This is a genomic window from Streptomyces clavifer, from assembly GCF_036345975.1.
GTDB classification, from domain to species: Bacteria; Actinomycetota; Actinomycetes; order Streptomycetales; family Streptomycetaceae; genus Streptomyces; species Streptomyces clavifer.
This window is the reverse complement of sequence record NZ_CP107793.1, coordinates 2,240,572-2,253,310: the sequence shown is the minus strand read 5'-3', so window position 1 is coordinate 2,253,310 and position 12,739 is coordinate 2,240,572. Positions and strand designations below refer to the sequence as shown.

Below are 12,739 nucleotides of genomic sequence, written 5' to 3'. Positions count from 1 at the left end.
CCAGGATGGGGTGGAAGCGGACCCGAGGAGATGTTCATGGCCCAGCAGCTGAGCCCGCAGCCCCTTGCACCCGGTGAGGGCAGGTCCCGGCGGGGCGTCCTGGTGGCCATCGGCGCACTGCTCCTCGGCATGCTGCTCGCCGCACTCGATCAGACGATCGTCTCCACCGCCCTGCCGACCATCGTCAGCGAGCTGGGTGGCCTCGACCACCTGTCGTGGGTGGTCACCGCCTACATGCTGGCGGCGACGGCGGCGACCCCCCTCTGGGGCAAGCTCGGCGACCAGTACGGCAGGAAGAAGCTCTTCCAGACGGCCATCGTCATCTTCCTCATCGGTTCGGCCCTCTGCGGCGTGGCCCAGAACATGCCGCAGCTGATCGGCTTCCGCGCGCTGCAGGGGCTCGGCGGCGGCGGGCTGATGGTCCTGTCCATGGCCATCGTCGGAGACATCGTCACCCCGCGCGAACGAGGCAAGTACCAGGGCCTGTTCGGTGCGGTATTCGGGGTGACCAGTGTCCTGGGACCGCTCCTCGGCGGGTTCTTCACCGAGCACCTCAGCTGGCGCTGGGTCTTCTACATCAATCTCCCGATCGGCGTCGTCGCCCTGCTCGTCATCGCCGCCGTCCTGCACATCCCGGTGCGGCGCACCAAGCACACCATCGACTACCTGGGCACCTTCCTCATCGCCGCCGTCGCCACCTGCCTGGTCCTCGTGGCCTCCCTGGGGGGCACCACCTGGGCCTGGGACTCCGTACAGATCATCGGTCTGGCGGTCCTCGCCGTGGTGCTCCTCGTGGCGTTCGTCCACACCGAGCGCCGGGCCGCGGAACCCGTGCTGCCGCTCAAGCTGTTCCACATCAGGACGTTCAGCCTCGTCGCCGTCATCAGTTTCATCATCGGGTTCGCGATGTTCGGTGCGATGACCTATCTGCCGACCTTCCTCCAGGTGGTCCACGGCATCACGCCGACCCTGTCCGGTGTGCACATGCTGCCGATGGTGTTCGGCATGCTCCTCACCTCGACCGGCTCCGGGCAGATCGTCAGCCGCACGGGCCGCTGGAAGATCTTCCCGGTCGTGGGCACGGCCCTCACCGCGATCGGCCTGCTGCTGCTGCACCGGCTGACGGAGAACAGCTCCACCCTGCAGATGAGCCTCTGCTTCTTCGTCTTCGGCGCCGGACTCGGCCTGGTGATGCAGGTGCTGGTGCTGGTCGCCCAGAACTCCGTCAGCTACGAGGACCTCGGTGTCGCCACGTCCGGAGCGACGTTCTTCCGGTCCATCGGCGCCTCCTTCGGCGTGGCCGTCTTCGGCACCATCTTCACCAACCGGCTCACCGGCAAACTCGGCGAGGCGCTCGCCGGCCGCTCCCTGCCGCCCGGGGTCGACGCCGAGGCCCTCGCCGCCGACCCCCGGGCCATCGGCCGCCTCCCCGCGGATCTGCGCCCCTCGGTGCTCAGTGCCTACTCGACATCGATCACCGATGTCTTCCTCTACGCAGCCCCCGTCGTCGTGATCGCCTTCGTCTTCGCCTGGTTCCTCAAGGAGGACCCCCTCAGGGGTTCGGTGACGGCCCCCGACTCCAGCGAGACCCTGGCGTCGAACCCGGTGCAGCGCTCCTCGTACGACGAGTGCGCCCGCGCCCTGTCGGTGCTGGCCACCCGTGAGGGGCGCCGGGAGATCTACGTGGAGATCACCGCCCGGGCCGGGTACGACCTGCTGCCCGCCGCCAGCTGGCTGCTGCTGCGGATCAAACGGCACGGCACCGTCGAACCCTCCCGGCTCGCCGACGTCGCCCCCGTGCCGCTGAAGGTGATCACCGAGGCGTCCCGGCAGGTGGAGGAGCGCGGCCTGGCCCGCCGGGAGGGCCTGGGGCTGGTGCTCACCGACCGGGGCGCCGAGGCCGTGGTCCGGCTGTCGCAGGCCCGCGAGGAGTCCCTGGCCGAGATGCTGGGCGACTGGTGGGGCCCCGAGCGCCCGACCGACCTGGTCCGCCTCGTCACGGAACTGACCGCGGAGGTGAGCGGGTCGAGCAAGGAACGCCCGCACACACCCGAACCGCCCCGGGACCACTCGGCCTGAGGGCGCGGGCGCTCCGTCCCCGGAGGGCCCGCGCCCCGAGGGGTCACAGCTCCTTGGCGAACCAGTGTTCCGCGTACGGCCCCTGGTTGAACGCGGGGACCTCCCTGTACCCGTGCTTGGTGTAGAGCGCCCGCGCCTCCACCAGGTCGTCGCGGGTGTCCAGCCGGATCCGCCGCACCCCGAGGGACCGCGCCGCGCGCTCGGCGGCCGCGAGCATCAGCCCGCCGCCGCCCGTGCCGCGGAACGCCGGGCGCACGAACACCCGGGTCAGCTCCGCGGTGTGCGGGTCCACCACCACGAGTCCCGTGCAGCTCGCCGGCTCGTGCGCGTGACGGCCCACGAGGAACTCCCCGGTGGGCGGCGCGAGGCGTTCGACGCCGTCGTCGGCGAGCCCCTCGTCGATCTCCTCGGAGGTCGCCGGACGTCCCCAGTAGCGGCTCGCCACCTCGTCGTAGTAGTCCCGCCGCAGCAGCGCCGCGTCGGGGGTGTCGAAGCGTTCGGGGGCCACGGTCCACGTCATTGGGTCATTCTGGCTCCGGTACGACCGGATGACGAACCAATGGTGTGTAGGGAGCAGGGATGGTGCGGGACACGAGCCCGGCGACCCGGGACGCAGCGGTCCGGCGGCTCGGCGAGCAGTGGATACGGGAGCTGGCGAGCCCCGGTGGCGAAAGCTTCGTGTGCTCGCCCGCCGGGCTCTGGCTGGCCCTGGCCGCCGTCGCGGCCGGAGCCCGCGGGGAGACGGCCGGCGAACTGCGGGCTCTGCTGGGAGTGGCGGACCGGGAGGCCGCTGCCGTCGTGACGGGAGCGGCCCGGGACTGGGGGCGGACCGGGGCGCTGCACGTGGCGACCCGGGTGTGGGCCCGGGTGCCCGTCCTGCCCGCATACGAGCAGTCGCTGCCCGACATCGCTTTCGGGCCGGTGGACGCGGACGGGATCGACGCCTGGGTGTGCGAGTGGACCGGCGGCCTGATCGAGCGGCTGCCGCTGGACCTGGACGGTGACGTGGCACTGGCGCTGGTCAACGCACTGGCGCTGAAGGCGCTGTGGGAGACCCGGTTCGACGCGGACCGCACCCACGAGGTGCCGTTCACCGACGCGGCGGGCACGACCCGCCCGGTGGCCACGATGCACGCCCCGGTGCCGGTGCGGGACGCCTGGACGGCGGCGGGCGCGGACGTCGTGGAGCTGCGCTGCCGCACGGAGGCCGACGGCTCCGCCCCGGCGCGGATCAGGCTCGTCCTGGGGGAGCCGGGTGCCGGGCCCGCGCAGGTGCTGCCCGCGGCGTGGGCGCCTTCCGCGGAGCGCACCCCGACGGCCGCGGACCGGGTGACCGTCGGGGTCCCGCGTTTCACCCTCCGCACGAAGGTCCACGTCACGGGGCAACTGCCCGCGCTCGGTGTGCGGCTCGCGACCCGTGCGGCCGGTGCGGACTTCTCGGGACTCTCGCCCCTGCCCCTGTACATCTCCGACGTGGTGCAGGAGACCGTGCTGAAGATCGCCGAGGAAGGGGTGGAGGCCGCGGCGGTCACGGTCGTGGCGATGCGGGCGAGGGCGGCCCCCCGCCCTCGGGTGGTGCGGCACATCGCGTTCGACCGCCCCTTCGGGGTCGTCGTCCTGGACGGAGCCTCGGACGTCCCCCTCTTCGCGGGCTGGCAGGCCGGCACCCCCGCGTACGAGGGCTGACGTCGGGCGGTGGCAGCGGCTCGGGCCGTTCCCGCGCCGTACGGCCGTCTCCGCCGGAGGTCCGCGCTCCCGCGGCCGGACAGGTGATCGGACGAGTGGCCGGATTCCGGCCGGCGGGCGGGCGCGGCGTCCACGCTCCGAGCGTTCTTCGGGCAGAAGCGTGGTGACAGTCAGGCTAAGAGGGGGTTGATTGTGTCTACCTCATAGGGCAATGCGAGGCTTCATCCGCACAAACCCGGGCCGAGGGGACAGTGCATGGAACGGTGGGAGGGTCGGCACAGCGTGGCAGACGCGGAGCGCAGTGTGCGGGGGAACGTGGCGGCGGACCCGGGGACGAGGGCCGGGGCGGCCCGCGTCGTCCTGTGGCTGGTCGTCGCCGTGCTGGCGGTACGGCAGATGGCGGTGGTGCTGCGGGAGCAGCCCGGCGAACGCCTCGCCGACCTCGCGTCCTGGACGGGTGGCGACGGCGTCCTGCACACCGCGGGCTCCCTCTACGACCCCGGCAGGTTCACCGGCACGCCGTTCGCGGGGCTGGTGCTGAAGCCCCTGACCGCCTCGGCCGAACAGGCCCTCGGCGTCGCCTGGACCTTCGGTTCGCTGCTGCTCGTCGTGGCCCTCGGCCTCGTCGCGGCCCGCGCCCTGCCCGGTCCCGTCGGCCGCCGCACCGCGATCCTCGCGGCCCCGGTCGCCCTCACCCTGCTCATGGTGTCGCTGCCCGTACGCAACACCCTGTACCTGGGCCAGACCAGCATCCTGCCCGTCCTGCTGGTGGTCCTCGCCTGGTTCGTGGCACGTGGTGAACGGCTCCCCGGCGTCCTGACCGGCGTCGCCGCCGCCCTGCAGCCCACCGTCCTGCTCTTCGCCGTCCTGTTCTGGCTCACCGGCCGGCGCCGGGCCGGGGCGGCCGGTGGCGCGGCCTTCGCCGTCTGCACCGCGCTGGCCTGGGCGGCGATGCCGCAGGACTCGTGGACGTACTGGCTCCGCCACCTCGCCGGCGCCGGACTCGGCGAACGACCGGACAGCCTGGCCAACCAGTCCCTGCACGGTGCGCTGCTCCGCCTCGGGTTCGAAGGCCCGCTGGAGATCGCGCTGTTCCTGGTGCTGGCCGCAGCCGTCACCGTCGTCGGACTGCGGCGCGCGGCCCGCTACGCGCGGGACGGGCAGCTCCTCCTCGCGGTGGCCGTCACCGGCTGCGTGGCCGTCGCCGTCTCGCCCGCCGCCTGGCAGCACCAGCTCCTCTGGGTGCTGCTCGCCGCCGTCGGCCGGGTCGGTACCAGGGCCTCGGACCGGCTGGTGTGGCCGGCCGTCGTGGTGCTGGTCGTCACCCTGCCGGGCAAGATGCTGCTCCCGAACGTCGGGGTGCTCCTTCCCGTACGCGACAACATGCTGCTCGTCGCGGCCCTCGGTGCGGCCTGCGCGGTGCCGTTCCTGTCCCGTACGTCGCCCCACTGGCAGCGGCCCGTACCCACGGACCACGCCCGGCCGGTCCCGTCCCGCTTCGCCCGGGTGCCGCTGGTGCCCTTCTGGAGACGGGTGCTCGGCCGCCCCAACCTGCTGCTGGAACTCCTGCTGATCCGGGTCGTCTACTCCGCGTACGCACAGGTCCGGCTGGCGGCGACCGCGGGCCGTGCCACCGCTGAGGAGCACGGCCGGCAGATCCACTCCATCGAGCAGTGGCTGCGCATCGACATCGAGCACCGGGTCAACCACGCGGTCGTGGACATCACCTGGCTGCGGGACTTCTTCGACTACTACTACTCGACGTTCCACTTCATCGTGCCGCTCGCGATCCTCGGTGTGCTGTACGTGCGCCGGCCCCCGGACTACCGCTGGGCCCGCAGTTCCATCGGCTTCGCCACGGTCCTGGCCCTGGTCGGATTCTGGCTCTACCCGCTGGCCCCGCCGCGCCTGATGCCGGGCCTCGGCTTCATCGACACGGTCCACGGGGTGCAGGACCTCTCGAGCCCCGACTTCGGGGCCCTGACCGCGATGACCAACCAGTACGCGGCCATGCCGTCGCTGCACTTCGGCTGGTCGCTGTGGTGCGGCGTGGTGATCGTGCTGCTCGCGCCGAGGACGTGGATGAAGGCCCTCGGCCTGCTGCACCCGCTGTTCACCGTCTCCGCCATCATCGCCACGGGCAACCACTGGGTGCTGGACGCGGTCGGCGGTGCGGTGGTCGTCGCCCTGGGCTTCGGTCTCACCCATGTGCTGGCCGGGCCGCGGAGGCTGCTGCCCCGGACCGGCGACACGGCGGAACCACCGCCCGGACGCACGGCGGACGAGGACGGCGGCGACCCGGTGCTGGTGTCCGGACCCGCGGCCGGCAAGCGGTAGACCCGCACACGGGGCCGAAGGGGGTGCCGGGACGGTGGGAGCCGTCCCGGCAGCCCCATCGGCCCGGATCGCCGTGTCCGGTCGGCATCCGCCCGCGACCGCGGGTCCGCCACTCGGACGGCCTAGGAAGACAGTGCGTGCGCGGCCAAGGACAGCGTGCACATCGACACGAGCGTCGACGCCACCACGGCATGGCGGGCGAGTGTGGTGTCCAGGCCGTACTCACGGGCGTAGACGAACGCGTTCTGGGCGGTCGGCAGCGCGGAGCACAGCACCACCGCGAGGAGCTGGTCGCCGGGCAGGTCCATGAGCAGCGGGCCGCCGAGGACGAGGGCGACCACGGGCTGGACGAGCGTCTTGAGGGCCACCACCACGGCCACCTCCGCCCGGCCTCCGGGCGCGGCGACCGGGTCCGCGGGGTCCGGCCGGCGGTGCAGCGAGAGGCCGAGCGTGATCAGGGCCGCGGGTACGGCGGCGGCACCGAGCAGGTCGCCGCTGCGGGCCAGCGCTCCGGGCAGCCGCAGCCCGGTCGCCGACACGGCCACGCCGAGGAGGGACGCCACGATGACGGGATTGCGGACCGGCATGGTCAGCATGCGGCGCAGCCCCGCCCGCCAGTGGGTGCGGCCCCGGTCCGTGCCGGAGTCCAGCAGGATCAGGACCACCGGGGACATCAACAGCACCTGGAACAGGATGACCTGGGCGATGAACGACGCGTCGCCCAGCACCTGGACGGCCACCGGGATGCCGAGGTTGGCGGAGTTCACGTACCCCGACGCCATGCCGCCGATCGCCCCGTCGGCCGTCTTGCGGCCGAAGAAGCGCCGGACCAGTAGCAGACCGAGGGCCGATACGAGGACCGATCCCGCGCCGAACACGGTCAGCGACGCGTTCACGAACGAGCCCAGATCGGCGCGCGACACCATCATGAACAGGGCGGCGGGCATGGCCACATGGAAGACGAACCGGCCGAGCACCTCCTCCGCCCGCTCCCCGAGCAGCCGCCCCCGCCCGGCCGCGTAACCGATGGCGGTCAGCGTCCAGACGGGGGCGAAGCCGGAGAGCAGGGCGTTCATGTGCCTCATGATCCCCGGGGCGTCCGGCGGCCCGGCAGGAGGGCCGGGCCGAAGCGATGCGGGCGCACCCGGCCGGGATCAGACTCCGAGCGGGGCCCCGGTCCCGGAGTCCACCTTCCCGCTCCGCTCCCCGAGGTGCTCCGTCTCCACGTGCGCCGTCTCGCGTGCCGTGAACGCCGCGACGACCGGCGGCAGGCAGAGCGCCGCCGCGAAGAGCGCGACCCCGGCCCAGTCGTCCCCGTCGGGGCCGGCGATCTGCGAGGCGAAGGCCACCGCGAAACCGGCGATGGCGAAGCCGGTCTGGGTGCCGATCGCCATGCCCGAGAGCCTGACCCTGGTCGGGAACATCTCTCCGTAGAACGAGGGCCAGACGCCGTTGGCGGCGCTGTAGACGACGCCGAACACGAGTATCCCGAGGCCCAGGACCAGGGGATAGCTGCCGGTCGAGATGGCCCACAGGTAGAGCGGCATCACCACCGCGCTGCCGACGGCGCCCATCAGGAACACCGGCCGGCGTCCGATTCGGTCGGAGAGCCGGGCCCACAGGGGAATGGTGAACAGGGCGACCAGATTGGCGAGCGCGCCGACCCACAGCATGCCGGTACGGCTCATGCCCACGGCGTCGCTCGTCGCGTACGCCAGCGCCCAGACGGTGAAGATCGTGCTGACCGTGGCGATCACGGCGGCGGCGACGACCCGCAGCACATCGGCCCAGTGGTCGCGGAACAGCACGGCCAGCGGCATCTTCGCCACGCCCCCGGTCGCCGCCTGCTTCGTGAAGACGGGAGTCTCCTCCAGGGTGCGCCGGATGACGTACCCGGTCACGGCGACGGCGACGCTCAGCCAGAACGGGATGCGCCAGCCCCAGGAGAGGAGCTGCTCCTCGGGGAGGGCGGCGACCGGGATGAAGGCCAGGGTGGCGATCAGCTGGCCGGCCTGGGTCCCGTTGATGGTGAAGCTGGTGAAGTAGCCCCGCCGGTGCTGCGGGGCGTGTTCCAGGCTCATCGAGTTGGCGCTGGCCTGCTCACCCGCAGCGGAGATGCCCTGCAGCACGCGCAGCAGGACGAGCAGCACGGGTGCGGCACCGCCGATCTGCTCCCGGGTGGGCAGACAGCCGATGAGGAACGTCGAGACGCCCATCAGCATCAGGGTGAAGACCATGATCTTCTTGCGGCCGAGCCGGTCCCCGACGTGGCCGAGGAAGAGCGCGCCGATGGGCCGGGCCGCGTAGGCGACACCGAAGGTGGCGAGGGACAGCAGGGTCGCGTTCGCCGGGTCGGACTCGTCGAAGAAGACCTTCGGGAAGATCAGCGCCGCCGCGCTGCCGTAGATGAAGAAGTCGTAGTACTCCAGCGCGCTGCCGATCCAGGCGGCGAGTGCGGCCTTGCGGGGCTGGGCCTGCGGCGGCGGGGGCCCGGCGGCAGGGTCGTGAACGGTCACGTCGTACTCCTTCGGGGACGTTCCGTGCGGGGAGGCGAGCGGCCCGGGGCGCTAATTAACGCACTGGTTAGTTAGTTGCGGGTGGCTACGGATGCTGCGAGGAGAAGGCGCCCGTGTCAAGGGTTCGCGCAGAAACCCCGGTGTGCCGCCGGTTGACCGCCCGGCCGTCGCCGGACCGCCCGGCTGTCGGACCGCACCGCCCGGCCGTCGGACCGTCGGACGCCCCCGTCCGGAGGCTCAGGCCGCCCGGTCGGCCGTCAGGTAGGCGATGATCATGTCGCCCAGCATCGTGCGGTAGTGCTCCCGCTGTCCGGCGGCGACCAGGTCGCGGCCGAACAGCGCGCCGAAGGTGTGCCGGTTGGCGATCCGGAAGAAGCAGAAGGAGCTGATCATCGCGTGCAGGTCCACGGCGTCCACGTCCGCCGTGAACAGCCCCGACTCCCGCCCGGTGTCGAGGATGCGCGTGAGTACATTGATCGCGGGTGAGCTGATACGGCTCAACTCGGCCGAGGCCGCGATGTGTTCGGCCTCGTGGATGTTCTCGATGCTGACCAGGCGGATGAAGTCCGGATGGGCCTCGTGGTGGTCGAAGGTCAGCTCTGCCAGCCGCCGCACCGCGGCCACGGGGTCCAGGTGCTCGACGTCCAGCAGTTGTTCCGCCTCCCGGATCCGGGAGTACGCCCGCTCCAGTACCGCGGTGAAGAGCTGCTCCTTGCCGCCGAAGTAGTAGTAGATCATCCGCTTGGTGGTGCGGGTGCGGGCGGCGATCTCGTCGACCCGGGCTCCCGCGTAACCGAGGCGGGCGAACTCCCGCGTCGCCACGGCGAGGATCTCGGCCCGCGTGCGTGCCGCGTCGCGGGTGCGCCCGGCGGGCTGCGCGGGGCCTTCGGTGCTGGTCATCCGGATCCTTCACGGGCAGACGGTCGCGTGCTCGCGATTCTAGGAGCCGGGGCCCCGGGCGGCCGATGCGGGCCACGTCCGGGACCGGGCCCGAGGGGCCGGGTCGCGGGTCCGGTGCCGGCCGGGGTCTTCCCAGGACGGCTGCCTTTGGGTATGACTGTCGGTATGACTAACTAACCAGTCCGTACATTAACGGAAAGTGAGCGATGCCGAACCACGCCCACACCCCCCGGGGCGCCCCGGTCCTCGTGCTGAACGGGCCCGATCCCGGACCGCTCGGCCTGCGCGAGCCCACGGTGTACGGCAGGGGCACCCTCGCCGACGCCGTCATCTGCGGTGCCGGCTCCCACGGCTGCGCCATGGCCCTCACCCACCTCGCCCAGCTCCCGGAGGAGAACCGTTGAGTCCGGACTCGTACCTCGTCGGCCTCATCGGTTCCGGCATCGGCCCCTCGCTCAGCCCCGCGCTCCACGAACGGGAGGCGGACCGGCAGGGCCTGCGCTACCTCTACCGCCTCATCGACATCGGCACGCTCGGTGTCCCGCCGGAGCGGACCGGTGAACTCGTCCGTGCGGCCCGTGACATGGGATACGACGGGCTCAACGTCACCCACCCGTGCAAACAGCAGGTCCTCGCCCACCTCGACGCGCTCTCCCCGCAGGCGGAGGCGCTCGGCGCCGTCAACACCGTCGTCTTCGACGGCAGTCGGGCGATCGGCCACAACACCGACGCCACGGGCTTCGCCGCCTCCTTCGCCCGCGGCCTGCCCGACGCGCCCCTGGAGCGGGTCGTGCAGCTGGGCGCCGGCGGGGCGGGCGCGGCCGTCGCCCACGCGCTGCTCGCCCTCGGCGCGGCACGGCTCACCGTGCTGGACGCCGTGCCCGAGCGTGCGGCCGGCCTCGTGGACTCCCTGAACCGGCACTTCGGCCCGGGGCGGGCCGCCGCCGCCGACCTCCTCGACATCGCCGCGCGGACGGCCGGCGCCGACGGCCTCGTCAACGCGACCCCGGTCGGGATGGCCGCCCACCCCGGACTGCCGCTTCCGGCCGAGCTGTTGCACCCCGCGCAGTGGGTCGCCGAAGTCGTCTACCGGCCCCTGGAGACCGCCCTCGTGCGCACCGCCCGCGCGCTCGGCTGCCCCACCCTGGACGGCGGCGGCATGGCCGCCTACCAGGCCGCCGACTCCTTCCGGCTCTTCACCGGCCGTGAACCCGACACCGCGCGCATGCTCGCCGACATCGCCGATCTCACGTCCACCCGCTGAAGCCGTCCGCCTCCCCTCCGACGGGAGCCGCCCGCTCCGAGGCGCCCACGGAAGCCCCTCACCGAAGCCGCCCGCCGAAGCCCCCAGGAGGGCCGACATGCGTACGTCCATCGCCACCGTCTCGCTCAGCGGAACCCTCACCGAGAAGCTCACCGCCGCCGCGCGCGCGGGTTTCGACGGCGTCGAGATCTTCGAGAACGACCTGATCGGCAGCCCGCTCACCCCCGAGGAGATCAGGGACCGGGCGGCAGACCTCGGCCTGACGATCGACCTCTACCAGCCGATGCGCGACATCGAGGCCGTCCCCGAGGCCGAGTTCGCCCGCAACCTGCGCCGCGCCGCGCACAAGTTCCGGCTGATGCGGCGGCTCGGCGCCGACACCGTGCTGGTCTGCTCCAGCGTGTCCCCGCACGCCGTGGACGACGACGCACTCGCCGCCGGGCAGCTCCGCCGACTGGCCGCCCTCGCCCAGGAGTCCGGCGTCCGCGTGGCGTACGAGGCGCTCGCCTGGGGCCGGCACGTCAGCACGTACGACCACGCCTGGCGCATCGTCGAAGCGGCGGACCATCCGGCGCTCGGCGTCTGCCTGGACAGCTTCCACATCCTCGCCCGGGGCTCCGACCCCACGGGCATCGAGGCCATCCCCGGTGACAGGATCTTCTTCCTCCAGCTCGCCGACGCCCCGCTGATGGCCCTGGACGTCCTGCAGTGGAGCCGCCACTACCGCTGCTTCCCGGGGCAGGGGGACCTCGACGTCGCCGGGCTGGTCCGGGCGGCGGTCCGGGCCGGATACGACGGGCCCCTCTCCCTCGAAGTCTTCAACGACGTCTTCCGTCAGGCGGAGGCGGGCCGCACCGCCGTGGACGCCCAGCGCTCCCTCGCGCTGCTCCAGGAGTCGGCGGGGCTGACCGCGCCCCCGGCACCGGTGGTCCCCACCGGTTTCGCGTTCGCCGAGATCGCCACCGCCGACACGGCGAGGATCACCCCGCTCCTGTCCGCCCTCGGCTTCTCCCGTACGGCCAGGCACTCCGGAAAGCCGGTGGACCTCTGGGAGCAGGGTGAGGCCCGCATCCTGCTCAACACCGACACCAGCGGCCACAAGCCGGACCTCTCGCTCACCGCCGTCGGCCTGGAGACCCCCGCCCCGGAGGCGGCGTCCGCCCGGGCCGAGTCGCTGCTTGCCCCCGTCCTGCCCAGGCGCCGCGCCCCGGAGGACGCCCCGCTGGACGCGGTGGCGGCGCCCGACGGCACCGAGTTCTTCTTCTGCGCCACGGGCCGCCGGGGACACGCGGACTGGACCGGCGACTTCGCCCCGGCCCCGCGGGCCCCCACTCCGCAGGCCCCGGCCGGTATCGGGGTCACGCGCATCGACCACGTCGCGCTGACCCAGCCCTGGCACCAGTTCGACGAGGCGGTCCTCTTCCACCGCAGCGTCCTCGGTCTCCACCCGCACGCGAGCGTCGACCTGGCCGATCCGTACGGCCTGCTCCGCAGCCGCGCCGCCAGCAACGCCGAGGGAACGGTCCGCATCGCCCTCGGGGTGGGAGCCTCCCCCACGGACGACCCCGCCCGCCCCCAGCACATCGCCCTCGCCACCGACGACCTCGTCGCCGCGGTCCGCGGGGCCCGGGCGGCGGGGGCCCGGCTGCTGCCCGTCCCGGCCAACTACTACGACGACCTCGCCGCCTGCCACACGTTCGCCCCCGGCGAGCTGGAGACGTACCGCGAGCTCGGCATCCTCTACGACCGGGACGAGAAGGGGGAGTTCCGGCACTGCTACACCCTGACGACCGGCCGCCTGTTCTTCGAACTCGTCGAGCGCACCGGGGGATACGACGGCTACGGCGCCCGGAACGCCCCCGTCAGGCTCGCCGCCCAGCGGGCGTGAGCGCGCCCGGACGCACCGGGGCACGGACGCACCTGGGCCCTCCGGGAGGTGCGGTGGGCCGGTACCGGC

General features: G+C 72.8%; 10 protein-coding genes. 6 read left to right on the top strand and 4 right to left on the bottom strand.

Going from position 1 to position 12,739, the window contains the following annotated elements; genetic code table 11:
- Positions 1-36 precede the first annotated feature (36 nt).
- A complete protein-coding gene (locus OG927_RS09635; RefSeq protein WP_056784842.1) occupies positions 37-2,079 on the top strand; it encodes an MDR family MFS transporter in 2,043 nt (680 codons plus the stop codon).
- A gap of 43 nt (positions 2,080-2,122) precedes the next feature.
- Here OG927_RS09635 and OG927_RS09630 read toward each other — a convergent pair whose 3' ends face one another.
- Positions 2,123-2,599 (bottom strand): GNAT family N-acetyltransferase, encoded by a 477-nt coding sequence (locus OG927_RS09630; protein ID WP_056784838.1) that lies wholly within the window; start codon positions 2,597-2,599, stop codon positions 2,123-2,125.
- A gap of 59 nt (positions 2,600-2,658) precedes the next feature.
- Here OG927_RS09630 and OG927_RS09625 point away from each other — a divergent pair, with 59 nt between their 5' ends.
- A complete protein-coding gene (locus OG927_RS09625; RefSeq protein WP_330319984.1) occupies positions 2,659-3,765 on the top strand; it encodes a serpin family protein in 1,107 nt (368 codons plus the stop codon).
- 255 nt (positions 3,766-4,020) lie between these two features.
- Complete coding sequence (locus OG927_RS09620; protein WP_124282519.1) at positions 4,021-6,102, top strand: bifunctional glycosyltransferase 87/phosphatase PAP2 family protein; 2,082 nt, start codon at positions 4,021-4,023, stop codon at positions 6,100-6,102.
- A gap of 122 nt (positions 6,103-6,224) precedes the next feature.
- Here OG927_RS09620 and OG927_RS09615 read toward each other — a convergent pair whose 3' ends face one another.
- The 3 genes from OG927_RS09615 to OG927_RS09605 all read right to left on the bottom strand — a co-directional run bounded on the left by OG927_RS09615 (position 6,225) and on the right by OG927_RS09605 (position 9,518).
- Positions 6,225-7,187: an AEC family transporter gene (locus tag OG927_RS09615; protein ID WP_408058054.1), complete on the bottom strand. Its 963-nt coding sequence runs from the start codon at positions 7,185-7,187 to the stop codon at positions 6,225-6,227.
- 69 nt (positions 7,188-7,256) lie between these two features.
- Entirely contained in the window at positions 7,257-8,618 is a 1,362-nt protein-coding gene (locus tag OG927_RS09610; RefSeq protein ID WP_330319982.1) for an MFS transporter, read from the bottom strand.
- A 237-nt stretch (positions 8,619-8,855) separates the two neighbouring features.
- Positions 8,856-9,518 carry a TetR/AcrR family transcriptional regulator gene (locus tag OG927_RS09605; protein WP_056784820.1) on the bottom strand — a complete coding sequence of 221 codons (663 nt, stop codon included), beginning with the start codon at positions 9,516-9,518 and terminating at the stop codon, positions 8,856-8,858.
- Positions 9,519-9,724: 206 nt separating this feature from the next.
- Here OG927_RS09605 and OG927_RS09600 point away from each other — a divergent pair, with 206 nt between their 5' ends.
- The 3 genes from OG927_RS09600 to OG927_RS09590 all read left to right on the top strand — a co-directional run bounded on the left by OG927_RS09600 (position 9,725) and on the right by OG927_RS09590 (position 12,670).
- Positions 9,725-9,922, top strand: coding sequence for a hypothetical protein (locus OG927_RS09600; RefSeq protein ID WP_056784817.1), 198 nt, complete (start codon positions 9,725-9,727; stop codon positions 9,920-9,922).
- Positions 9,919-10,782, top strand: coding sequence for a shikimate dehydrogenase (locus OG927_RS09595; protein WP_124282524.1), 864 nt, complete (start codon positions 9,919-9,921; stop codon positions 10,780-10,782). Before OG927_RS09600 ends, OG927_RS09595 begins: the two co-directional genes overlap by 4 nt.
- Positions 10,783-10,879: 97 nt before the next feature.
- Positions 10,880-12,670 carry a bifunctional sugar phosphate isomerase/epimerase/4-hydroxyphenylpyruvate dioxygenase family protein gene (locus OG927_RS09590; protein ID WP_330319981.1) on the top strand — a complete coding sequence of 597 codons (1,791 nt, stop codon included), beginning with the start codon at positions 10,880-10,882 and terminating at the stop codon, positions 12,668-12,670.
- The last annotated feature ends 69 nt before the right edge of the window (positions 12,671-12,739 follow it).